Origin of the sequence: Flavobacterium araucananum, assembly GCF_002222055.1 — a bacterium.
In the GTDB taxonomy this organism is placed as follows: Bacteria; Bacteroidota; Bacteroidia; order Flavobacteriales; family Flavobacteriaceae; genus Flavobacterium; species Flavobacterium araucananum.
On the sequence record NZ_MUGS01000014.1, the window covers coordinates 44,833 to 66,645 of the forward strand.

At 32.9% G+C, this 21,813-nt stretch carries 23 protein-coding genes; 9 read left to right on the plus strand and 14 right to left on the minus strand.

The features are described 5' to 3' along the window. Nucleotides 1–44 precede the first annotated feature (44 nt). The 10 genes from B0A64_RS08780 to B0A64_RS08825 all read right to left on the minus strand — a co-directional run bounded on the left by B0A64_RS08780 (nt 45) and on the right by B0A64_RS08825 (nt 9,177). Entirely contained in the window at nt 45–656 is a 612-nt protein-coding gene (locus tag B0A64_RS08780) for an RNA polymerase sigma factor (protein WP_089479138.1), read from the minus strand. 331 nt (nt 657–987) lie between these two features. Further along, nucleotides 988–1,413: a hypothetical protein gene (locus B0A64_RS08785; RefSeq protein ID WP_089479139.1), complete on the minus strand. Its 426-nt coding sequence runs from the start codon at nt 1,411–1,413 to the stop codon at nt 988–990. A gap of 146 nt (nt 1,414–1,559) precedes the next feature. After that, nucleotides 1,560–2,432 carry a succinate--CoA ligase subunit alpha gene (sucD, locus tag B0A64_RS08790; RefSeq protein WP_047775108.1) on the minus strand — a complete coding sequence of 291 codons (873 nt, stop codon included), beginning with the start codon at nt 2,430–2,432 and terminating at the stop codon, nt 1,560–1,562. Between the two features lie 85 nt (nt 2,433–2,517). Continuing rightward, nucleotides 2,518–2,880 carry a hypothetical protein gene (locus tag B0A64_RS08795; protein ID WP_089479140.1) on the minus strand — a complete coding sequence of 121 codons (363 nt, stop codon included), beginning with the start codon at nt 2,878–2,880 and terminating at the stop codon, nt 2,518–2,520. A 1-nt stretch (nt 2,881) separates the two neighbouring features. Beyond that, nucleotides 2,882–3,811 (minus strand): UDP-3-O-(3-hydroxymyristoyl)glucosamine N-acyltransferase, encoded by a 930-nt coding sequence (locus B0A64_RS08800; RefSeq protein ID WP_089479141.1) that lies wholly within the window; start codon nt 3,809–3,811, stop codon nt 2,882–2,884. Nucleotides 3,812–3,907: 96 nt separating this feature from the next. Beyond that, nucleotides 3,908–4,474, minus strand: coding sequence for an elongation factor P (efp, locus tag B0A64_RS08805; protein WP_089479142.1), 567 nt, complete (start codon nt 4,472–4,474; stop codon nt 3,908–3,910). Between the two features lie 150 nt (nt 4,475–4,624). After that, nucleotides 4,625–5,410 carry an acyl-ACP--UDP-N-acetylglucosamine O-acyltransferase gene (gene lpxA, locus B0A64_RS08810; RefSeq protein ID WP_017497513.1) on the minus strand — a complete coding sequence of 262 codons (786 nt, stop codon included), beginning with the start codon at nt 5,408–5,410 and terminating at the stop codon, nt 4,625–4,627. Nucleotides 5,411–5,483: 73 nt separating this feature from the next. Further along, nucleotides 5,484–6,872, minus strand: a complete 1,389-nt coding sequence (locus tag B0A64_RS08815; RefSeq protein ID WP_089479369.1) for a bifunctional UDP-3-O-[3-hydroxymyristoyl] N-acetylglucosamine deacetylase/3-hydroxyacyl-ACP dehydratase — start codon at nt 6,870–6,872, stop codon at nt 5,484–5,486. After that, the gene (gene lpxD, locus B0A64_RS08820; protein ID WP_089479143.1) at nt 6,865–7,908 is read right to left on the minus strand and encodes a UDP-3-O-(3-hydroxymyristoyl)glucosamine N-acyltransferase; all 1,044 of its coding nucleotides are present in this window, start codon (nt 7,906–7,908) and stop codon (nt 6,865–6,867) included. The genes B0A64_RS08815 and lpxD overlap by 8 nt, the downstream gene beginning before the upstream one ends. A 39-nt stretch (nt 7,909–7,947) precedes the next feature. Then, nucleotides 7,948–9,177, minus strand: a complete 1,230-nt coding sequence (locus B0A64_RS08825) for an HD domain-containing protein (RefSeq protein ID WP_089479144.1) — start codon at nt 9,175–9,177, stop codon at nt 7,948–7,950. 221 nt (nt 9,178–9,398) lie between these two features. On the opposite strand from B0A64_RS08825, the gene porX reads away from it, so the two are divergent. The 5 genes from porX (at nt 9,399) to B0A64_RS08850 (ending at nt 13,910) form a co-directional block, all read left to right on the plus strand. Then, nucleotides 9,399–10,952 carry a T9SS response regulator signal transducer PorX gene (porX, locus tag B0A64_RS08830; RefSeq protein WP_089479145.1) on the plus strand — a complete coding sequence of 518 codons (1,554 nt, stop codon included), beginning with the start codon at nt 9,399–9,401 and terminating at the stop codon, nt 10,950–10,952. Between the two features lie 196 nt (nt 10,953–11,148). Next, on the plus strand, nt 11,149–11,556 hold the full coding sequence (gene tsaE, locus B0A64_RS08835; RefSeq protein ID WP_089479146.1) for a tRNA (adenosine(37)-N6)-threonylcarbamoyltransferase complex ATPase subunit type 1 TsaE: 408 nt from the start codon (nt 11,149–11,151) through the stop codon (nt 11,554–11,556). 337 nt (nt 11,557–11,893) lie between these two features. Then, nucleotides 11,894–12,160, plus strand: coding sequence for a hypothetical protein (locus tag B0A64_RS24900; RefSeq protein WP_165769783.1), 267 nt, complete (start codon nt 11,894–11,896; stop codon nt 12,158–12,160). 127 nt (nt 12,161–12,287) lie between these two features. Further along, nucleotides 12,288–13,487, plus strand: coding sequence for an alanine dehydrogenase (locus B0A64_RS08845; RefSeq protein ID WP_089479148.1), 1,200 nt, complete (start codon nt 12,288–12,290; stop codon nt 13,485–13,487). Between the two features lie 36 nt (nt 13,488–13,523). Continuing rightward, nucleotides 13,524–13,910: a DUF4258 domain-containing protein gene (locus tag B0A64_RS08850; RefSeq protein ID WP_089479149.1), complete on the plus strand. Its 387-nt coding sequence runs from the start codon at nt 13,524–13,526 to the stop codon at nt 13,908–13,910. 105 nt (nt 13,911–14,015) lie between these two features. On the opposite strand, the gene B0A64_RS08855 is transcribed toward B0A64_RS08850, so the two are convergent. Further along, complete coding sequence (locus B0A64_RS08855) at nt 14,016–14,681, minus strand: uracil-DNA glycosylase (protein WP_089479150.1); 666 nt, start codon at nt 14,679–14,681, stop codon at nt 14,016–14,018. Between the two features lie 133 nt (nt 14,682–14,814). Here B0A64_RS08855 and B0A64_RS08860 point away from each other — a divergent pair, with 133 nt between their 5' ends. The 3 genes from B0A64_RS08860 (at nt 14,815) to B0A64_RS08870 (ending at nt 18,180) form a co-directional block, all read left to right on the plus strand. Then, nucleotides 14,815–16,980: an endonuclease MutS2 gene (locus B0A64_RS08860; protein ID WP_089479151.1), complete on the plus strand. Its 2,166-nt coding sequence runs from the start codon at nt 14,815–14,817 to the stop codon at nt 16,978–16,980. 343 nt (nt 16,981–17,323) lie between these two features. After that, on the plus strand, nt 17,324–17,629 hold the full coding sequence (locus B0A64_RS08865) for a GIY-YIG nuclease family protein (RefSeq protein ID WP_089479152.1): 306 nt from the start codon (nt 17,324–17,326) through the stop codon (nt 17,627–17,629). Between the two features lie 107 nt (nt 17,630–17,736). Beyond that, on the plus strand, nt 17,737–18,180 hold the full coding sequence (locus B0A64_RS08870; RefSeq protein ID WP_089479153.1) for a thiol-disulfide oxidoreductase DCC family protein: 444 nt from the start codon (nt 17,737–17,739) through the stop codon (nt 18,178–18,180). An 80-nt stretch (nt 18,181–18,260) separates the two neighbouring features. On the opposite strand, the gene ettA is transcribed toward B0A64_RS08870, so the two are convergent. The 3 genes from ettA to holA form a co-directional block, all read right to left on the minus strand. Then, entirely contained in the window at nt 18,261–19,952 is a 1,692-nt protein-coding gene (gene ettA, locus B0A64_RS08875) for an energy-dependent translational throttle protein EttA (RefSeq protein WP_089479154.1), read from the minus strand. Between the two features lie 67 nt (nt 19,953–20,019). Continuing rightward, the gene (locus tag B0A64_RS08880) at nt 20,020–20,202 is read right to left on the minus strand and encodes a CAL67264 family membrane protein (protein WP_057122980.1); all 183 of its coding nucleotides are present in this window, start codon (nt 20,200–20,202) and stop codon (nt 20,020–20,022) included. A gap of 65 nt (nt 20,203–20,267) precedes the next feature. Continuing rightward, complete coding sequence (holA, locus tag B0A64_RS08885; protein ID WP_089479155.1) at nt 20,268–21,272, minus strand: DNA polymerase III subunit delta; 1,005 nt, start codon at nt 21,270–21,272, stop codon at nt 20,268–20,270. 94 nt (nt 21,273–21,366) lie between these two features. On the opposite strand from holA, the gene B0A64_RS08890 reads away from it, so the two are divergent. Then, nucleotides 21,367–21,813 carry a type I restriction enzyme HsdR N-terminal domain-containing protein gene (locus tag B0A64_RS08890; protein ID WP_089479156.1) on the plus strand — a complete coding sequence of 149 codons (447 nt, stop codon included), beginning with the start codon at nt 21,367–21,369 and terminating at the stop codon, nt 21,811–21,813.

The window sequence follows — 21,813 nt, forward strand, 5'->3', positions numbered from 1 at the left end:
TACTCACCTAATTGTGATTTTTTTTACATTTTTTTAAAACAAATTTAACATGCGATTGAAGATAGCAGAATAATTAACGAAAAGCTTCCTTTCCATTCTTTGCGAAGCGTCAGTAAACCACGGTGCAACAAGTTACTTGCAGATTGGTAATTAACATCCAGCATATCTGCAATCTGGTCTACTGTTAGCCCCTGATGATACCGCAAATACAACGCCTCTTTTTGACGCGCCGGTAAGTCATTTAATAATTTGTTTAAGTGAACAACTTTTTCTTTGGTAGCATAATCATCGTCTATAAGCTCATGTTCTACAGAGAATTCAAGAAGAAAAGCTATTGAATCTGTACTTGTAGCTTTACGAAAAATATGATCGCGTTCATGCAATCGGGCAATTCTCTTGCGAACACTTGATAACAAATAAGCTTTTACCACGACAGTACTTTGAAGCCCATTTCTATATACCCAGATATCCGTAAAAACATCCTGAATACAATCCTGGACTTTTTCGGTAAAAGGAGAAAGTGAATTGCCATAATTGACTAAGTCTGAGTAATATTTCTCGAATAAAATTGAGAACGATTTTTCATCTCCACTTTTCAAGTTATTCCAAAGCGTAATGTCATCAAAAGTTTTGAATTGTATTGTTTTGGGCTTCATATTAATTTGCGATAGAATTCTTGAAAATATGCACTTGGTTTTAACATAAAGCATACGTTATTTTAACATTATGCTTTAGTTCTGTGCGATAAATATATAAAAGCAAACAAATAAAACCAATTTTTTTACAAAAAAATGGCAGTCTCCTAATATAGAAAACTGCCACTTTTATTGCCCTGACATGGGCTCAACTGTATTTATGTAGATTATCCTTAATTAAAAGATATTTTCATTTGTCAGATTTTACCACCACCGTTTTTAAAATTATTTTTTAACAAATTTTAATGCCGAAGTTCCTTTGTCAGATTTTACTTTTAAAAAAGCTTTTTTATTAGAAAGCTACATTCCATCTTGGTAATTTTGCATTTGCATCTAAGAAATTTTGCAAAACTTGTCCTTCAACTGCTGTTGGAATTGCTTTTACATCTGCATTAAAAGTTTCATACCAAACTACTTCAAGAGCAGAGATTGTCTCTAACTTCATTTGTGCAGGCCATGAATATTTTCTTCCTGTTTTTGCAAATTGATGTCCGTTTACAATTTTATCATATAAACCACCATTTTTGCTTTTTAAAGTTCCATCATTCTGAACAGTTCCTGTAGAACCAACCATAATTAATTCTTTTGCATCACCTTCAACAGCATAAACAACAAAAACACCTGCACCTTCCGGAGCATTACAAGCTTGTTCTAAACTGTCTTCAATCGTAAAAGTAAAACTATTGCTTACTTTAAACTTTTCTAATTCTTTGTACATATTTTTTGTTTTAAGCTTCTATCCTGATAGCTATCGGGAGTAAGTAGCTAAGTTTTTAATTATATTTCCAACATTTTAAAAATGGAAAAAAGTCTCAACAAAATATTGAGACTTTCTTTTGGAATTTTTATTTTGAATACTGGAGATTATCCAAGTATTTCTTTTACTTTTTTACCAATTTCAGCTGGTGAATCAACAACGTGAATTCCGTTGTCTCTCATAATTTGTTTTTTAGCAGCAGCAGTATCATCAGAACCACCAACGATAGCACCTGCGTGACCCATTGTTCTACCAGCAGGAGCAGTTTCTCCAGCGATAAAACCAACAACTGGTTTACGGTTACCATCAGCTCTAACCCATTTAGCAGCATCAGCTTCTAATTGACCACCAATTTCACCAATCATAATGATGATTTCAGTTTCAGGATCGTTCATTAATAATTCAACAGCTTCTTTAGTTGTAGTTCCAATAATTGGATCCCCACCAATACCAATAGCAGTAGTAATTCCTAAACCTTGTTTTACAACCTGGTCAGCAGCTTCGTAAGTTAACGTTCCTGATTTAGAAACGATACCAACTGTTCCTTTTTTGAAAACGAAACCTGGCATAATACCAACTTTAGCTTCACCCGGAGTAATAACACCAGGACAGTTTGGTCCTATTAATCTAGAATTTCTTTCTTTAACATAATTATTTGCTTTAATCATATCTGCTACAGGAATTCCTTCTGTAATAGCAATAATTACTTTAATTCCAGCATCTGCAGCTTCCATAATTGCATCAGCAGCAAAAGCCGGTGGTACGAAAATAATAGATGTATCAGCTCCAGCTTGTTCAACAGCATCTTTTACTGTATTAAAAACCGGACGATCTAAATGGCTAGTTCCTCCTTTACCCGGAGTAACACCACCAACAACATTAGTACCGTACTCAATCATTTGAGAAGCGTGGAAAGTTCCTTCACTTCCTGTAAATCCTTGAACAATTATTTTGGAATCTTTATTAACTAAAACACTCATGATATATATTTTATGTAGTTTTTAAAATTGTGATGCAAAAGTAAGGTTTTGTAACGTATTTTAACCTTTTTGTCTTCAAAAAAAATTAAGAAAATTGACTCATTTGATAACCCCGATATAATTTATCATCTTTTATTTGCCAAATTGTAGCAAAATGCGCCAATAACATCTCTTCTCTTGGATTTTCGATCGTTTTTACGAAATGAGAATAGCGTATCGAAACCAAATCTTCTTCGGCTAAAATGTGGCTTATTCTTACTTTTGATCGCACATAGGCACGACTAAGTTCATTCGCCATATCCAACATCGAATTATAATCCATTTCAATCAATCCTTTAGTGCTGTTCCAATCCAACTTTACATCAGGATGTAAGTAGGTTTTCATGATTTCGCTATCAATTAAGGCATCTGACTTGTAAAATTTTTGAACAAATTCTTTAATAGACATATTATTTCAATTTATTTAAAATTTCAGGAATCTTTTTGATATTAGCTAATTGTTTCAACTTTTCTCTTGATTCTTCGATAGGAGTTCCAAAATAAGATTTTCCCCCTTCGACAGATTTAGTAACACCTGTTTGTCCCATAATAACAGCCTTCGCTCCTATTGTGATACCACTAGTTGTACCAACTTGTCCCCAGATTGTAACTTCGTCTTCTATAACCACACAACCGGCAATACCAGTTTGCGATGCAATTAGACATCTCTTACCAATTACGGTATCGTGACCAACATGTACCTGATTGTCGAGTTTTGTTCCCTCGCCAATAGTAGTATCACCTGTAACACCTTTATCGATTGTACAAAGTGCACCAATACCAACATTGTCTTCTATAACTACTCTTCCGCCAGAAATTAACTGATCGAAACCATCCGGGCGTTTTTTATAATAAAAAGCATCTGCTCCTAAAATAGTTCCCGCATGAATCATTACGTTATCGCCAATTACAGTATGGTCGTAAATAGTAACATTAGGATGTATAAGGCAATTTTTGCCAATTGTTACGTTGTTGCCAACAAAACAATTAGGCTGAATTACAGTTCCCTCTCCAATGGTTGCAGAAAGCGCTATTGATACTGTTGTTGCCTGAAAAGGTCTAAAATGTTTGGTTAGGGTATTAAAATCTCTAAAAGGATCATCAGAGATTAAAAGGGCTTTACCTTCCGGACAGTCTACTTTTTTATTAATTAAAACAATAGTTGCTGCAGATTGTAAGGCTTTGTCATAATATTTAGGATGGTCGACAAAAACAATATCTCCAGATTCTACGACATGTATTTCGTTCATGCCTGAAACCGGAAAGTTTGGATCACCAATAAATTCGCATTGAAGCAAATTTGCAATTTCTTGTAAAGAATGAATCTTTGGAAATTTCATATATTTATTTAGTTTTTAGTCTCAGTTTTCAGTCTCAGTTTTCAATCCATATCAACAAACTGATAACTGCGACTGAAAACTGAAAACTTGTAAAAACTACTCTTTTACACGCTCCATATAATTACCTGAAGCGGTATCAATTTTAATTTTATCACCTTCGTTGATAAACAACGGAACATTTACAGAAGCACCAGTTTCTACCGTAGCAGATTTTGTAGCATTTGTAGCTGTATTTCCTTTTACTCCCGGCTCAGCATAAGTAACTTCAAGAATTACAGAAGATGGCATATCTACAGATAAAGGCAAATCAGTTTCAGTATTTACCTGAACCATTACACTTGTTCCTTCTTTTAATAATCCAGGAGCATCCAAAATGTTTTTGTTCAAAGAAATTTGCTCAAAAGATTCCGTGTTCATAAAATGAAACTCATCTCCTTCAGCATATAAAAACTGATAATTATGCGTCTCAACACGAACATCTTCTATTTTGTGTCCTGCAGAAAACGTATTATCCAATACTCTTCCTGTAGTTAAACTTCTTAATTTTGTTCTTACGAAAGCTGGTCCTTTTCCAGGTTTTACGTGAAGAAATTCAACGATTTTATAAATATCATGATTGAATTTGATACACAATCCGTTTCTAATATCTGATGTAGATGCCATTTGTTTTTATTTTAGATTTTAGAGTGTAGATTTTAGATTTCCCTAAAAAACTCTATATTGTTTTGTAATGCTTCTAATTTTCTTGTAATTATTTAATTTATGTTGTTGCTAGAAATCTAAAATCAGAAATCTAAACTCTAAACTCTAAAATTAATAATTACCAGAATACCCTTTCATGATTCCTCTTGACGAATTTCTGATAAAATCCAGAATTTCATCTCTCTCCGGAGTAGCTTCCATTTCAGCTTCAATAATGCTTAAAGCTTGCGTTGTATTATAGTTCTTTTGGTACAAGATTCTGTATATTTCCTGAATTTCTCTAATTTTCTCCGTACTAAAACCTCTTCTTCTTAAACCAACTGAGTTGATTCCAACATAAGATAACGGTTCTTTTGCCGCTTTTGTATAGGGAGGAACATCTTTTCGAACCAATGATCCACCAGATATCATAGCATGATCACCAATATGAATAAACTGGTGAATAGCTGCCAAACCACCAATAACTGCGTGATTACCAACAACTACGTGACCTGCCAAAGCAACACCGTTTACAATAATAGCATTATTACCAATTTCGCAATCGTGTGCAATGTGAGCATAAGCCATAACCAAACAGTTATTACCTAAAATTGTTTGCCCTGAAGCAACTGTACCCCTATTAATGGTTACACATTCTCTAATAGTACAGTTATCTCCTATAATAGCTAAAGAATCTTCTCCTCCAAATTTTAAATCTTGTGGTACCGCAGAAATTACAGCACCTGGAAAAATATTACAATTTTTTCCGATACGTGCACCTTCCATGATGGTTACATTTGAACCAATCCAAGTACCGTCACCAATAATAACATTATTGTGAATTGTTGTAAAAGGTTCAATTACAACATTTTTAGCGATTTTAGCGCCGGGATGAACATAAGCTAATGGTTGATTCATCTGTGAGTTTTATATTTTAAATTAAAATAATCTAATTTGGGCAACAAACGTAAACAATAAAATTGATTAATTATTATTGTTTTCTTGCAATTTGAGCCATTAATTCTGCCTCAGTTACCAATTTTCCGTTTGCGTATGCATTTGCCTGCATGTGGCAAATTCCTCTTCTGATAGGAGAAATCAATTCGCATTTGAAAATTAAGGTATCACCCGGCAATACTTTATGCTTGAATTTAACATTATCAATTTTCATGAAATAGGTCAAATAATTTTCTGGATCCGGAACAGTACTCAGTACTAAAATTCCACCAGTTTGCGCCATTGCTTCTACAATTAAAACACCTGGCATAACCGGAGCTTCAGGAAAATGCCCAACGAAGAAATTTTCGTTCATTGTAACATTTTTCATACCTACCACATGACTATCAGACATTTCGATGATTCTGTCAATCAACAAAAATGGAGGTCTGTGTGGCAAAACAGCCATGATTTTATGAATATCCATCAAAGGCTCCAGATTTAAATCATAAACCGGAACATGATTTCTCTGTTCAATTTTAATAATTTTTGCTAATTTTTTGGCAAACTGCGTATTTACATAATGCCCTGGTTTGTTAGCAATAATTTTTCCTTGAATTCTAACACCAATCAAAGACAAATCTCCAACAACATCTAATAATTTATGTCTTGCAGCTTCGTTTGGATAATGTAAGGTAAGATTATCTAAAACACCGTTTGGCTTAACCGAAATTTTGTCTTTACCAAAAGCTTTCTTTAGATTTTCCATTGTAGCTTCAGAGATTTCTTTATCTACATATACAATAGCATTGTTTAAATCTCCCCCCTTTATAAGTCCGTTTTCCAGAAGGGATTCTAACTCATGCAAGAAGCTAAAAGTTCTTGAATTAGCTATTTCGTCTTTAAAATCGGCTATACTTTTCATGGTTGCATTTTGAGTACCTAAAACTTTAGTACCAAAATCTACCATTGCAGTTACTTGATAATCATCACTTGGCATGACCAAAATCTCGCTTCCCGTAGTTTCATCAGTAAACGAAATTACTTCTTTTACTACATAAACATTACGTTTAGCATCTTGTTCCTCAATACCGGCATTTTCTATTGCTTCAACAAAATATTTTGAAGAACCATCCATAATAGGAAGTTCAGAAGCATTTAATTCTATAATAACGTTGTCCAAATCACATCCTACCAAAGCCGCTAAAACGTGCTCAGGAGTCTGAATTTTTACACCTAATTTTTCTAAATTTGTACCTCTTTGTGTATTAACAACATAATTAGCATCAGCCTCAATGACTGGTTGGCCTTGCAAATCTACTCTTACAAAAGTGAAACCATTATTAATTGGAGCTGGTTTAAAAGTCATTGTAACTTCTTTCCCAGTATGTAATCCAACGCCTGTTAGTGAAATTTCATTTTTGATGGTCTTCTGTTTAACCATTATTTCCATTTTTTGGGTTTATTATTTGTTTTTTTAATTCATCAATTTCGGATACAATTTTAGGCAGATTCCTGAAATGGACATACGATTTATTAAAATCACTATATCCAAGTGATGGTGATCCTTGCAATGTTTCATCATCTTTAATGTTTCTTGCTACTCCTGATTGAGCCTGCAACCTAACATTGTTTCCTATTATTAAGTGTCCTGCGATACCTACTTGCCCGCCTATCATACAGTTTTCTCCAATTTTTGTAGAACCCGCCACACCAGATTGCGCTGCAATCACGGTGTTTTTACCAATTTCTACATTATGAGCAATCTGAATCTGGTTGTCTAATTTAACCCCTTTTCTAATTATTGTAGAACCAAGAGTCGCTCTGTCAATTGTTGTATTTGCACCAATATCTACATTATCTTCTATAATAACGTTCCCTATTTGAGGAACCTTACTGTAAACACCCTCCTCATCCGGTACAAAACCAAAACCGTCTGCACCTATAATAGTTCCGGAATGAATCGTACAATTGTTACCAATTATAGTTTCCGAATAAATTTTAGCACCTGCAAAAATATATACATTATCGCCAATAACAACATTATCGCCAATAAAACTATTAGGATAGATTTTTACATTATCGCCTAAAACTACATTTTGACCTATATAACTAAAGCTTCCTAAATATAAATTCTCACCATATTTAGTTCCTTCAGACATAAAAGATTGTGCTTCTATCCCGTTCTTATTCAGTTTTACCTGATTGTAAAATTGCAAAAGCTTAGAAAAGGACGCATAAGCATCTTCGACTTTTATTAAAGTTGTGGTAATATCCTGTTCAGGTATAAAGCTATCATTAACAATAGTAACGGATGCTTTTGTAGTGTATATATAATTGATATATTTGGGATTCGCCAAAAAAGTAAGCGATCCTTCCTCGCCTTCTTCTATTTTAGACAGCCGAGAAACTTCTGCATTGGGATTCCCAACAACTTCTCCTTCTAAAATTCCTGCTATTTGTTCTGCTGTAAATTTCATTGCGACAAAAATATAAAAAATAGATTTTAAATGTTAATTTTAGATAAGTTGTTTTGGAAAACAGATGTAATATTTTGTCACCAATTTAGATAACGATTTCAAATTCAGCTGATCAGACGCTTCTACAACATCCTCAATTGTTTTATCTTTTTTCAAAATTCGTATCGGTTCCGCCTCTTTACTATAAGCTTGGTTTTTTATTTTTCCTCTAAAAATAAAATATCCGGCTTCTAACTGCGTAATATGATGATCGTTAGCGAATTTTTCTTTCAAAGATTGAGATTCTTCCGCCGGAATTTTTTCGGCACTCAGTTTAATTTTTAATAAATCTCTATTAATCAACATTTTACTTAAAGTAGAAAGTATAAAATCATCCTGCTTTTGCCATGCCTTCAAAGCGCTAATGATATCAAAATCATCTAGTTGAGAAAACAAATCTAATTTCTGAGCATCAAAATTATCTAAAGCAACTTTATTTTGCATAAAATACAAAAGAGGCTCGCTGCAAGGCAAACTAATTCCTTTTAATGTTAATTCCTTAGCCCTTTTTAGAACATTCATCAAAATTAACTCCGCAACCAAACTTGTTTTATGCAAATATGCCTGCCAATACATTAATCTTCTCGAAAGCAAGAATTTTTCGACCGAGTAAATTCCTTTTTCTTCAATTACCAATACACCATCAACCACATTCATCATCTGAATTAAACGCTCAGAATTGACATTTCCTTCTGCAACTCCTGTATAAAAACTATCACGTTTCAAATAATCCATTCGATCCATATCTAACTGACTTGAAATCAATTGCAACATGAATTTTCTATGATAATCACCTTTAAAAACCTGAATAGCCAAACTCAATCTTCCGTCAAATTCTTCATTAAGCTGATTCATAAACAATAACGAAATTGCCTCATGATTGACATCTTCTACAATGCTTTTTTCCATTGCGTGCGAGAATGGTCCATGCCCAATATCGTGTAACAAAATGGCAATATATAAAGCGTTCTCCTCTTCAGACGAAATTGCAACCCCTTTAAAACGAAGTGTTTCTACTGCTTTTTGCATTAAATGCATACAACCCAAAGCATGATGAAAACGCGTATGATTGGCTCCGGGATAAACCAAATACGATAATCCCATTTGCGAAATGCGGCGTAAACGCTGAAAATACGGATGCTGAATTAAGTCGTAAATAAGTTCGTTCGGGATGGAAATAAACCCGTAAATGGGATCATTGAATATTTTTAACTTATTGATATGAGTCACTATTTGGTTCTTTTTAAGTCAACAAATATAAGTAAATAACTATAAAGACTTTTGAGTTTTTCATTTAAAAATCAATATTAAAATGTTGTGATTTTCAGTCAAATACTAAATTAGAAAAAAGTTTTTATGTAAAAAACACGATTTATAATTCTGAAATTTATACTATTTTTAATACTTTTTAAGTTCTATACCTCTAAATTGCAATAAAATTAAATACGTTTATGGATAAGATAAAAATACTTTGGGTCGATGATGAGATCGATCTTTTGAAACCACATATATTGTTTCTTGAGAAAAAAAACTACGCTGTAACTACTTGTAACAATGGTTTGGACGCCATAACTTTATTTGAAGAAGACAATTTTGACATTGTTTTTTTAGATGAAAATATGCCCGGAATGAGTGGTTTGGAAACGCTTTCTGAAATGAAAGAAAAAAAATCAGCAATCCCAATGATTATGATTACCAAAAGCGAAGAAGAGTATATAATGGAAGAAGCCATTGGTTCTAAAATCGCCGATTATTTAATAAAACCCGTAAATCCGAATCAGATTTTATTGAGTTTAAAGAAAAATCTGGACCATTCGAGATTGATTTCAGAGAAAACGACCTTAGATTATCAAAAAGAATTTAGAAAAATTTCGATGGAAATGGCAATGGTCAATTCCTACGAAGACTGGGTAGAACTGTATAAAAAACTAATATTCTGGGAATTAGAATTAGAAAATATTAACGATCAGGGAATGATCGAAATTCTTGAATCTCAGAAAGTTGAAGCCAACTCCCAATTTGGTAAATATATTGAAAGAAATTATGAAGACTGGTTCGCTCCAAAAGCAGATAAACCTATTCAGTCCCATACCCTGTTCAAAGAATTGGTAGTTCCTGAACTTAAGAAAAAAGACAAACCAATTTTGTTTGTTGTAATTGACAATTTACGTTACGACCAATGGAAATCTTTTGAAACCGTAGTAGCAAATTATTACAAACTAGAAAAAGAAGTTCCTTATTATTCTATACTTCCAACTGCAACACAATATGCCAGAAATGCTATTTTCTCTGGTTTATTACCAACAGAAATGGAAAAACAATTTCCGCAATACTGGAAAAATGATGTCGAAGATGGCGGAAAAAATCTGTATGAAGCTGAGTTTCTAACAGCACAACTTAAACGTTTAGGTTTAAACATTAAAGAAGATTATTTTAAGATAACCAATTATGCCGGCGGAAAAAAACTAGCCGAAAATTTCAAAGCCTTAAAAGGCAACGATTTGGTAACAGTTGTTTATAATTTTGTAGACATGTTATCCCACGCCAAAACAGAAATGGATGTAGTAAAAGAACTTGCTTCAGATGATAAAGCCTATCGCTCATTGACTTTAAGCTGGTTTAAAAACTCTCCGCTTTTAGAAATCATTCAACAAGCACAACTTTTAGGTTTCAAATTAATTCTGACCACGGATCACGGTACAATTAATGTAAAAAATCCATCAAAAGTAGTTGGAGATAAAAATACAAGTTTAAATTTGCGCTATAAAACAGGCCGTAGTCTGACTTACGAGCAAAAAGACGTTTATGTGGTAAAAGAACCTAAAGACATTGGTTTGCCTGCCATAAACATGAGTAGTTCGTTTATATTCGCCAAAAACGATTTCTTTTTAGCCTACGTAAATAATTACAATCATTATGTAAGTTATTATAGAAATACATATCAGCATGGGGGAATTTCATTAGAAGAAATGATTATTCCGTTTCTGGTATTTAATCCGAAATAAAGAGTGTTCAGTCGCAGTTTTCAGTAAAAAAGTTGCCACGAATTTCACTAATTAGCGCGAATTTATTTTTAAAATATTTTTTAATTAGCGAAATTCGTGACAAAACAAAACATAAAAAGAATAATATAAACCAAAGCCTCAAAGAGGAAAAACCTCTGAACCTTTGCCTCTTTGAGCCTTTGTAACTTTAAAAAAAATGAATATCGTTTTTTCATTAGATCAGATCAAAGAAGTAGCAGAACAAATCCTGGCACAAAACCCAAAGAAAATCATTCTTTTTAATGGTGAAATGGGTGTTGGCAAAACTACTTTAATCAAACAATTATGCAAAAACCTGGGTGTAGAAGGCGCTACCAGCAGCCCAACCTTTTCTTTAGTTAATGAATACTATACCATTAACAATCAAATAGTTTATCATTTTGATTTTTACCGATTAAACAAAGAAACCGAAGCACTTGATATGGGAGTTGATGATTATTTGTATTCCGGAAATTGGTGTTTTATAGAATGGTCTGAAAAAATTATAAATTTACTTCCTGAAGAAACTTCTGTTATTACAATTGAGTTATTGGCAGATGGGAAAAGAGAATTAAAACTGACATGAAAACTCTGCGGGTTTTTGCCCCATATACGAAATTTGGCTTTTTAAAATTTCTTAAAAAAGGAGAAAATAATGTCTTATTTATAACTCAATGCTAAAGAAAACTATTTTTCTTCTTTTAACTGTTCTGCTAATTCTGCCCTTCTTTTTCTGGAATCAAATAACAGGGATAATAATCGTGACTATTGAGATTATTTTAATCTTGCTTTACAAACGACAGAATCTTTTCGCCAGAATTTTTATTTCAATTCTTATTTGTTTTTATTCACATTGGATCTATTTTAATTTATCCGGTTTTTTGATGACGCATTACTTTTCAATTAAAGAATTAATTGTAGCGATGAACCAAACAAAATCAGATACATTTGAAACAAAAAATAATCTTGTAGCCGACCCTCAAACTATAAAAATTCTAAAAGAAATGGAAAGTTTAGATTTTTATTTTGCTCAAATTGATGCCAATCATAACAAAATCACATTTAGCATTAACGGAAAACACTGGACAGGAAAAGAATCTGCCGAAAATGCTTTTATTTATACCCGTTTTACCTTTTTTCACGCAACTACTTATCCTACAAAAGTTTATATTAATGCTTACGATGACTAAATGTATTAATTATGCCCTTGAAATTGCTTTATAAAAACCTTGTTAAAAATTATAATTATTGTAACATATATATAAACTTACTTTAAAACTTTTTACGTAATTTGTACTCTTAATTTTTGCACAACCCATGTCAATCACCTTAACTCCATTTACGAAACAACAATTGTTGCCACAAGAAGAAAAACTTGAAATTGGCCGATTCAAAAGCGAACTTTTTATAGGAATACCTAAAGAAACAAGTTACCAGGAACGTCGTATTTGCCTGACCCCGGATGCCGTAAATTCACTTACTTACGAAGGTCACCGGGTTATGATTGAATCCGGGGCCGGAGAAAGTTCCAGCTATTCAGACAAAGAATACTCAGACGCCGGAGCTGAAGTAACAAAAGATACCAAAAAAGTTTTTGGCTGCCCAATGTTACTAAAAGTTGAGCCGCCAACCTTAGCTGAAATTGAGATGATTAATCCCGAAACGATTATTATATCTGCCATTCAGCTAAAGACAAAAAAGAGATCTTATTTTGAAGCTTTGGCGCAAAAAAAAATTACTGCACTTGCCTTTGAATATATTAAAGATGAAGACGGATCTTATCCTGCTGTAAAATCGTTAAGCGAAATTGCAGGAACAGCATCTATACTTATTGCTGCCGAATTAATGATTACGGATGAATTTGGAAAAGGACTATTATTTGGAAATATTACCGGGGTCCCTCCTACCGAAGTTGTTATTTTAGGTGCCGGAACAGTTGGTGAATTTGCTGCTAAGACTGCTATTGGTCTAGGCGCAAATGTTAAAGTTTTCGACAATTCGATCACTAAATTACGTCGTTTACAAAATAATTTAAACCAGAGAATCTTTACTTCTACAGTTCAGCAAAAAGCATTACTAAAAGCTTTGAGACGTTGTGATGTCGCAATTGGTGCGATGCGCGGCAAAGAGCGTTGTCCCATTATTGTGACAGAAACTATGGTGGAACACATGAAAAAAGGTGCCGTAATTGTTGATGTAAGTATTGACACCGGAGGATGTTTTGAAACCTCTGAAGTTACTACTCATGAAAAACCAACTTTTATCAAAAGCAATGTTTTACATTATTGTGTACCAAACATCCCGTCAAGATATTCTAAAACCGCCTCATTATCAATAAGTAACATCTTAACCCCTTACCTGCTTCAAATTGCAGAAGATGGTGGTTTAGAAAGTGCTATCAGATGCAATAAAGGATTAAAAAACGGAATTTATTTATATCACGGGATCCTAACCAATAAAGCAATTGGCGAATGGTTTGATTTGCCTGATAACGACATTAATTTACTTGTATTTTAAGGGAACTTTAATGTACCTTTGCAAAAAAATTATTTCATGAAGTTCGTACATCGTTTTGCTTATTATTTAGTGGGTCTTATAATGGGGTGCTTTTTTGTAGCCCTTGTTTTTAGCGGAAAAGATACCCGTTGTAACTATTTTCCAAATGCCCGGGTTTTGAACAATCTAAGAACTAAACCGTTTCAATATTCTGATAAAGCAATTCAGACTTTAAATGAAAAATGGGTCGATACCAGTGATATCAAAAATACTTTGAAATTTGGAGATGTTGATTTTGATCAAAGTAATGTTCCGTTCAAAAAAGGAAAACTTTATATCATTGAAGGAAAAACAATTAAAAATCAGGAAATTATTTTAAAAGTAATTAACTACGAAAATAAAGCTGTTTTAGACGAGATTGTTAAAAAGCCTTTAGACGAATAATACAAAAAAGAATCATTTCGNNCGAAATGATTCTTTTTTGTAGAAATTATAATTTAAACCAATCTTATATTTGACTTATATCAATTATATGATTTTATATTTTCGTTACCATTCGATTTCCTTAATGCCTTTTGACTTTAAGAAAACATTTGTTTGACTAAAATGTTTGTTACCAAACCAAAATCCTCTGTTAGCACTTAAAGGTGACGGATGTCCTGATTTTAAAATCAAATGTTTCGAAGAATCAATTAGTGTTGCTTTTTTTTGAGCAAAACCTCCCCAAAGTAAAAAAACAACATTTTCGCTTTCAGCAGAAATTTGTTTAATTACTGCATCGGTAAATTTTTCCCATCCTTTGCCCTGATGACTTCCGGCTTCAGATTGCCTAACGGTTAAAGTAGCATTTAGAAGAAAAACCCCCTGATCTGCCCAACGTTCCATATTACCCGTTCTAGGAACCGATTTGCTTAAATCGCTTTCAATTTCCTTGAAAATATTATGAAGTGATGGTGGAAATGAAACACCATCGTTTACAGAAAAACATAAGCCATTTGCCTGATTTGGACCATGATAAGGATCCTGACCTATTATTACAACTTTAACCTGATCAAAATGACAGTGGTCAAAAGCTGAAAAAATCTGACTCCCTTTTGGATAACAAACCTTTGTTGCATATTCAGATTTTACAAAATCAATTAATTCGTCGAAATACGGTTTCTCAAATTCTGCCTTTAAAACTGGCTTCCAGGAATCATGCATTTTCACTTCCATACTTTTTTTATGCTAATCTCGGAATTTTTTTATTGAAATCATATTTAGCACCCAATAAAATTTAGACCTGAACTTTATAGAATTCAATGATTATGTTTTCGTACTTTTGTGTGTACTTTGTTAAAGAAATTAAATGATATCCATTACCGAAAAAACATTACAAGATTTACAATTTCCAACAGTTCTCGAAACTATTTCAGCTGGCTGTAATACAGATATAGGAAAAGAAAAAGCTTTACATATAACACCTTTTAGAGACAAAGAAACTTTGATGCAGGCTTTGATGCAAACATCTGAGTATGTTTCGTCTTTTGAAAATAACAACGCAATTCCAAATCATGGATTTGACGCCATAACGCATGAAATAAAATTTCTGGCAATTGAAGACAGTTTCCTTGAAGTAGGCAGTTTTAGAAAAATAGCGACACTTTCGTCGACATCAAATTTTTTATTGAATTTTCTTAAAAAATTCGATGACTATTATCCCAACTTAAACGCAAGAGCTTCAAGAGTAGAATATACCAAAGATATTGTTACCTTAATAGATGCTATTGTAGATAAATATGGCGAGATAAAAGACAATGCTTCCCCGGCTTTATTGAGTATTCGCCAGAATATGAATATTGTGAGAGGCAAAGTAAATCAAAGTTTTGGAGTTGCCCTTACCCACAATAATAGTCTTGGTTACTTAGATGATATTAAAGAAAGTTTTGTTCAAAACCGTAGAGTTTTGGCAGTCTTAGCCATGTATCGTCGTAAGGTAAAAGGTTCAATTTTAGGCACTTCAAAAACCGGAAGTATCGCTTATATCGAACCGGAAGCCACACTTCAATATTCTCGTGAATTAAGTAATTTAGAGTATGAAGAGAAAGAAGAAATTACCAGAATTTTAAAACAATTATCGAATTCTATTCGTCCATTTTTGCCAATACTAATTGAGTATCAGGATTTTTTAAGTGATATTGATGTTGTTGCCGGAAAAGCAAAATATGCCAACAGAATAAATGGAATCCTACCCACAATTACAGAAGAAAGAAGGTTATTTTTTAGAGAAGCCTATCACCCGATTTTGTACTTGAATAACAAACAAAAAAACGAAATTACACACCCTCAGACTATTGAACTAAAGCAAGATAACCGAATCATTGTAATTTCAGGTCCAAATGCCGGAGGAAAAACAATTTCGCTAAAAACAGTTGGCTTATTGCAATTGATGTTGCAATCCGGAATGTTAATTCCGGTTCATGAACGTAGCGAAACTTTCTTGTTTGATCGAATTTTAACAGATATCGGAGACAATCAATCTATCGAAAATCATTTAAGCACCTATAGTTATCGCTTAAAAAACATGAATTATTTCCTGAAGAAGTGCAATAAAAAAACTATGTTTTTGATTGATGAATTTGGTACGGGTTCTGATCCGGAATTAGGAGGAGCTTTGGCCGAAATTTTCCTGGAAGAATTTTATCATCGTGAAGCTTTTGGAATTATCACCACACATTATTCTAATTTGAAAATTCTGGCAAACGAATTGCCTTTTGCCACAAATGCAAATATGATGTTTGATGAAAAATCTCTTGAACCAATGTATAAATTGGCTTTAGGCCAGGCAGGAAGTTCCTTTACTTTTGAAGTTGCATTGAAAAATGGTATTCCGTTTGGATTAATAAATCGCGCCAAAAAGAAAATTGAAGTTGGGAAAGTTCGTTTTGATAAAACTATTGCAACCTTACAAAAAGAACGTTCCAAGCTTGAAAAAACTTCTATCAATCTAAAAGAAGAAGAAACAAGAGCGCGTGAAGAAAGTAAAAAGATGGAAGGCATCAATGTAAAAATCAAGCAAAAACTGGAAAGCTATCAGGAACTATACGATAGTAACCAGAAGACAATTTATATTGGTCAAAAAATTGAGGATATCTCCGAGAAATATTTCAACAATAAAAACAAAAAAGAATTGATTGGCGAATTTTTGAAAATCATTGAAATTGAAAATTCAAAACGTAAAAAGGCAACTCCAAAAGAAACCAAAGCCATAATCGAAAAGAAAAAAGAAGTTATTGCCGAAGTAACGGTTCAGGTTGAAGAAATCCGAAAAGAGAAAAAAGAAAAGAAACTCAAACCTGTTATCGAAAAACCAAAACCAATCTTAAAAATTGGTGACAGAGTAAGAATGCTCGACGGGAGATCTGTAGGCAGTATTGATTCTATCGAAAAAAATAAAGCAACTGTAAATTACGGCATCTTTACTTCAAAAGTAAGTTTGGATGAATTGGAATTAGTTGAAGCTGCTAAGAAATAAGTTTTCAGTTGCAGTGGCAGTTTTCAGTTTTAAAAAAGCTTAAATTTCATTGAAAATTAAAATAAAGCGATTTTAACAAAGATTTTTAAAAAGACAATTAAGAAGATGGATATTTTATAAAAATGGCTTAAAAATAATTTATGAAAGTCGTTTTTGATTTATAAAAATTATTGATTTTACTTTTTAAATAAACAAAAGTAATAGTAGTAAAAATCTTATATTTAAATTTTATTCTTTAGTTTTGTTATTGCGAGGAACGAAGAAACCTCACTAATATGAGCAAATGCAGTATGTAAATAATAATGCTTTGTTCTTGCAATGAAAATTTAAAAAATAAATAAAAATGAAGCCAGGTTTTGTTTACATTATAACCAATAAATATCAAACTGTAGTTTACACTGGTGTAACTTCGAATCTTCCACAAAGAATTCTACAACATAAAAATAAAAAATATCCAAAATCATTTTCTGCTCGTTATGATGTAAACATTTTGGTTTACTACGAACAATTTCAATGGATCGGAGATGGAATAACAAGAGAAAAACAAATTAAAGCAGGCTATAGAGAAGCCAAAAACGATTTGATTCGATCAATTAATCCAACTTGGAAAGATTTATTTGAAGAAATTGAAAATATAATGATTATGTAACTACTGTATAGAAATACATCGTGAGATTGCTTCGTTCCTCGCAAAGACATAACACACGTCATTGCGAGGAACGAAGCAATCAAACTAAAATAAGCAATTTATAATACATGAAAACACAAAGTGAAATTGCTTCGTTCCTCGCAAAGACAGCAACGAACAAAAAAATAATCCTCTTCGATGGTGTTTGTAATTTATGCAATGGTGCAATTCAGTTTATCATAAAAAAGGATAAAAATGATATTTTTAGATTTGTTGCTTTACAATCAGAATTAGGAATCGGGATTTGTAACTATATAGGTGTTGATCAAAATAAAATTGACAGCATCATTTTGTATAATCCAGGTGTGGCCTATTATTATAAATCTTCGGCAGCTCTTGAAATTGCAAAAAACCTGAATGGATTTTATAGTTTAATTTCTATTTTTAGAATTTTCCCTGAAAAACTTCGAAATTATATTTACGATTATATTGCTAAAAATCGTTATAAATGGTACGGCAAAAAAGAAAGCTGCATGATTCCTACTCCGGAATTGAAGGCTAAGTTTCTTTAAATTCTAATCAAAAAAATCCCAAATTTCAAATCTATTACAATTTGGAATTTGGGATTTTTAAATTGAAAAATATTAGAAAATTATCTGATCAACTTTCTGTATTTCAAACGTTTTGGAGTTAAATCACCACCTAAACGTTTCTTCTTATTTTCTTCGTATTCAGAGAAACCTCCTTCAAAATAGTATACTTCAGAATCTCCTTCGAAAGCAAGAATGTGTGTACAAATTCTGTCTAAGAACCATCTGTCGTGAGAAATAATTACAGCACAACCTGCAAAATTCTCTAAACCTTCTTCAAGTGCACGAAGTGTATTTACATCAAGATCATTCGTTGGCTCATCCAGTAAAAGTACGTTTCCTTCTTCTTTTAATGTCATTGCTAAGTGCAAACGGTTACGTTCTCCACCAGACAACATTGAAACTTTTTTATTTTGCTCACCTCCACCAAAGTTGAAACGTGATAAATAAGCTCTTGAGTTCACTTGCTTACCGCCCATCATTACTAATTCCTGACCATCAGCAAAGTTTTCCCAAATAGATTTATTTGGATCAATGTTAGAGTGTGATTGATCTACATAAGCGATTTTTACAGTATCACCAACTGAAAATTCACCACTATCAGTTTTTTGCTCTCCCATGATCATTTTGAAAATAGTAGATTTACCAGCACCGTTTGGCCCAATAATTCCAACAATTCCTGCTTGTGGCAATGTAAAATTTAAATTATCATATAACAATTTATCTCCAAAAGCTTTGGCAACATTTTTAGCCTCGATAACATTTGTTCCTAAACGTGGACCGTTCGGGATATAGATTTCCAGATTTTCATCCAGTTGTTTTTGATCTTCGTTTAATAATTTATCGTAATTCTGTAAACGTGCTTTTTGCTTCGTTTGACGGCCTTTGGCTCCCTGACGAACCCAGTCCAACTCGCGTTCTAAAGTTTTTCTGCGTTTTGAAGCTACTTTTTCTTCTTGTGCCATTCTGGTTGATTTTTGGTCTAACCATGAAGAATAATTCCCTTTCCACGGAATACCTTCTCCCCTGTCCAGCTCTAAAATCCAACCCGCAACATTATCAAGAAAATATCTATCGTGCGTTACTGCAATAACAGTTCCTGCATATTGTGCTAAATGTTGTTCTAACCATAAAACAGACTCAGCATCAAGGTGATTGGTAGGCTCATCCAGAAGCAATACATCAGGTTGTTGCAACAACAAACGACATAAAGCAACACGACGACGCTCACCACCTGAAAGGTTTTTAATAGGCGTATCACCTTCTGGCGTACGCAAAGCATCCATTGCGATTTCTAGTTTGGTATCAATTTCCCAGGCACCAAGAGCATCAATTTTATCTTGTAAAGCTGCCTGACGATCCATTAACTTATCCATTTTATCCTGATCTTCGTAATTTTCCGGAAGACCAAATAAATCATTAATTTGATTGTATTCTTCTAAAACTGCCATAGTTTCAGCAGCTCCTTCACGAACAATTTCGATAACAGTCTTAGAATCATCAAGAATTGGTTCCTGCTCTAAGTACCCTACAGTATAACCAGGTTGAAACACAACATCTCCCTGATAGTTTTTATCAACTCCTGCAATAATCTTTAAAAGTGAAGATTTTCCTGAACCATTAAGTCCAAGAATACCAATTTTAGCACCGTAAAAGAAGCTTAAGTAAATATTTTTAAGCACTGGCTTGTCTGCTCCCGGATAGGTTTTGCTCAATTTTTGCATTGAGAAAATTACTTTCTTATCGTCTGACATTCTATTTATTTTTAATTTTAATTAATTATTTTTTATTGATTTGTATTGCAATTAACATTGAATAAGATTAAACCCTGCCTTTTAAAGCATTGAAAACCCAGGCATTAGCAAAAAAACCAACTCCAACTGCTACAAATCCCCAGCCTGAAACATCACTGTATCTAAAAGCGCCAAGACCTATAAGTAACAATCCCATAAGTACCATTATAAAAGTAGCCCATCCTAAAACGGTATTTTTATTCATTCCCATAATTGTGTAATTATTATTTTTTAAGTAGATTTTTTAGAGATGCAAATATCGTGAATTTTCACGGCTTAATTAAATATTTTGTACAGCATTTCTTTTAATAAATCTGACTGCGGTAAAGCATTGGCTCCTACACCTTTACTTTTTAGATCGACATCGCGCAAAGCTCCTACGATCTGGCTTACTTTTCGCATTGGATAATTCTTAATCGCCAAATCATATTCTTTCAAAAAATAAGGATTTACTCCAATTGCTGCAGCTACATTTTTAGGATTTTTATCCTTAAGTCCGTGATATTTTAATAGCTGAATAAAAAATCCAAATACCAATCCGGTTGTCATTACCAATGGATATTCTTTAGGATTATGGGCAAAATTTTCTGCTATCTTATAGGCTTTAAGCTGATTGCGTTCGCCAATTGCTTTTCTAAGTTCAAAAACATTATAATCTTTACTAAAACCAATATTTTCCTCGATATGTTGTGGTGTAATAACAGTACCTTGTGGCAAAATAATCTGTAGTTTTTCAAGTTCATTATTAATTTTACTCAAATCGGTACCCAGAAACTCTACCAGCATGGCATTTGCCTTTGGATCAATTGTGTATTTTTTCCCTGCAAGGACACGTTTTATCCAATCGCCAACCTGATTTTCATATAACTTTTTACTTTCGTAAACAATTCCTTTTTGAGCCAATAGTTTAGTAACCTTTTTACGTTTATCAAGTGTTTTGTACTTGTAGCAAAAAACCAAAACAGTCGATTCCATAGGATTATTTACATACGATTCCAGTTTATCAATTGTTCTGGATAAATCCTGTGCTTCTTTTACAATAACAACTTGACGGTCAGACATCATAGGATAACGTTTGGCAGTTGAAACTATATCTTCTACAGAAACATCTCTACCATATAGTACCGTTTGATTAAATCCTTTTTCTTCTTCCGAAAGCACATTCTGCTCAATATATTCTGATAATTTATCTATGTAATAAGGTTCCTCACCCATTAAAAAATAAATAGGTTTTATATTTCCCGCTTTTATATCATTAACAATTTTTACAACTTCGTCCATTTATTTTAGTTTTCAGTGTTCAGTACCAGTAAGGAGTTTAAAAAAATAATTATCTAATTTTCATATTGACTAATTTTCAAATTATATTTGCCGCATGCAGCAATTAAATTTTCCTTCTTATACTTTCCGATTCAAAAATAGCGAAAATAAAGTGTCTATTTTTGATGAAATCAGGAAAAAATTTATCATCCTCACTCCAGAGGAATGGGTTCGCCAGCATGTCGTTCATTATCTGATGGAAGAGAAAAAATACCCTAAATCATTGATCAACGTCGAGAAAGTTTTAACAGTCAACGGATTAAGAAAAAGATACGATGTTGTTGTCTTTAATCCGGATGGTTCTATACATATATTAGTAGAATGTAAAGCGCCAAGCGTAAAAATTTCGCAAGCAACTTTTGATCAAATTGCCCGTTATAATATGACAATGCAGGCACGGTTTTTGAATGTGACAAACGGTCTGAATCATTTTTATTGCCAAATGGATTTTGAAAACGAAAAATATCAGTTTTTAAGAAACTTACCAGATTATAACGAATAA

What these genes read in the sequence shown, in the direction of transcription:
- B0A64_RS24900 (WP_165769783.1), top strand. Translation starts at nt 11,894, where the DNA reads ATGAACCAAACAAAATCAGATACATTTGAAACAAAAAATAATCTTGTA.
- B0A64_RS08870 (WP_089479153.1), top strand. Translation starts at nt 17,737, where the DNA reads ATGAAAACACAAAGTGAAATTGCTTCGTTCCTCGCAAAGACAGCAACG.
- B0A64_RS08850 (WP_089479149.1), top strand. Translation starts at nt 13,524, where the DNA reads ATGAAGTTCGTACATCGTTTTGCTTATTATTTAGTGGGTCTTATAATG.
- tsaE (WP_089479146.1), top strand. Translation starts at nt 11,149, where the DNA reads ATGAATATCGTTTTTTCATTAGATCAGATCAAAGAAGTAGCAGAACAA.
- lpxA (WP_017497513.1), bottom strand. Translation starts at nt 5,410, where the DNA reads ATGAATCAACCATTAGCTTATGTTCATCCCGGCGCTAAAATCGCTAAA.
- B0A64_RS08860 (WP_089479151.1), top strand. Translation starts at nt 14,815, where the DNA reads ATGATATCCATTACCGAAAAAACATTACAAGATTTACAATTTCCAACA.
- lpxD (WP_089479143.1), bottom strand. Translation starts at nt 7,908, where the DNA reads ATGAAATTTACAGCAGAACAAATAGCAGGAATTTTAGAAGGAGAAGTT.
- B0A64_RS08800 (WP_089479141.1), bottom strand. Translation starts at nt 3,811, where the DNA reads ATGAAATTTCCAAAGATTCATTCTTTACAAGAAATTGCAAATTTGCTT.
- sucD (WP_047775108.1), bottom strand. Translation starts at nt 2,432, where the DNA reads ATGAGTGTTTTAGTTAATAAAGATTCCAAAATAATTGTTCAAGGATTT.
- B0A64_RS08785 (WP_089479139.1), bottom strand. Translation starts at nt 1,413, where the DNA reads ATGTACAAAGAATTAGAAAAGTTTAAAGTAAGCAATAGTTTTACTTTT.
- B0A64_RS08815 (WP_089479369.1), bottom strand. Translation starts at nt 6,872, where the DNA reads ATGGTTAAACAGAAGACCATCAAAAATGAAATTTCACTAACAGGCGTT.
- B0A64_RS08880 (WP_057122980.1), bottom strand. Translation starts at nt 20,202, where the DNA reads ATGGGAATGAATAAAAATACCGTTTTAGGATGGGCTACTTTTATAATG.
- B0A64_RS08845 (WP_089479148.1), top strand. Translation starts at nt 12,288, where the DNA reads ATGTCAATCACCTTAACTCCATTTACGAAACAACAATTGTTGCCACAA.
- B0A64_RS08855 (WP_089479150.1), bottom strand. Translation starts at nt 14,681, where the DNA reads ATGGAAGTGAAAATGCATGATTCCTGGAAGCCAGTTTTAAAGGCAGAA.
- ettA (WP_089479154.1), bottom strand. Translation starts at nt 19,952, where the DNA reads ATGTCAGACGATAAGAAAGTAATTTTCTCAATGCAAAAATTGAGCAAA.
- porX (WP_089479145.1), top strand. Translation starts at nt 9,399, where the DNA reads ATGGATAAGATAAAAATACTTTGGGTCGATGATGAGATCGATCTTTTG.
- B0A64_RS08865 (WP_089479152.1), top strand. Translation starts at nt 17,324, where the DNA reads ATGAAGCCAGGTTTTGTTTACATTATAACCAATAAATATCAAACTGTA.
- B0A64_RS08780 (WP_089479138.1), bottom strand. Translation starts at nt 656, where the DNA reads ATGAAGCCCAAAACAATACAATTCAAAACTTTTGATGACATTACGCTT.
- holA (WP_089479155.1), bottom strand. Translation starts at nt 21,272, where the DNA reads ATGGACGAAGTTGTAAAAATTGTTAATGATATAAAAGCGGGAAATATA.
- B0A64_RS08795 (WP_089479140.1), bottom strand. Translation starts at nt 2,880, where the DNA reads ATGTCTATTAAAGAATTTGTTCAAAAATTTTACAAGTCAGATGCCTTA.
- efp (WP_089479142.1), bottom strand. Translation starts at nt 4,474, where the DNA reads ATGGCATCTACATCAGATATTAGAAACGGATTGTGTATCAAATTCAAT.
- B0A64_RS08890 (WP_089479156.1), top strand. Translation starts at nt 21,367, where the DNA reads ATGCAGCAATTAAATTTTCCTTCTTATACTTTCCGATTCAAAAATAGC.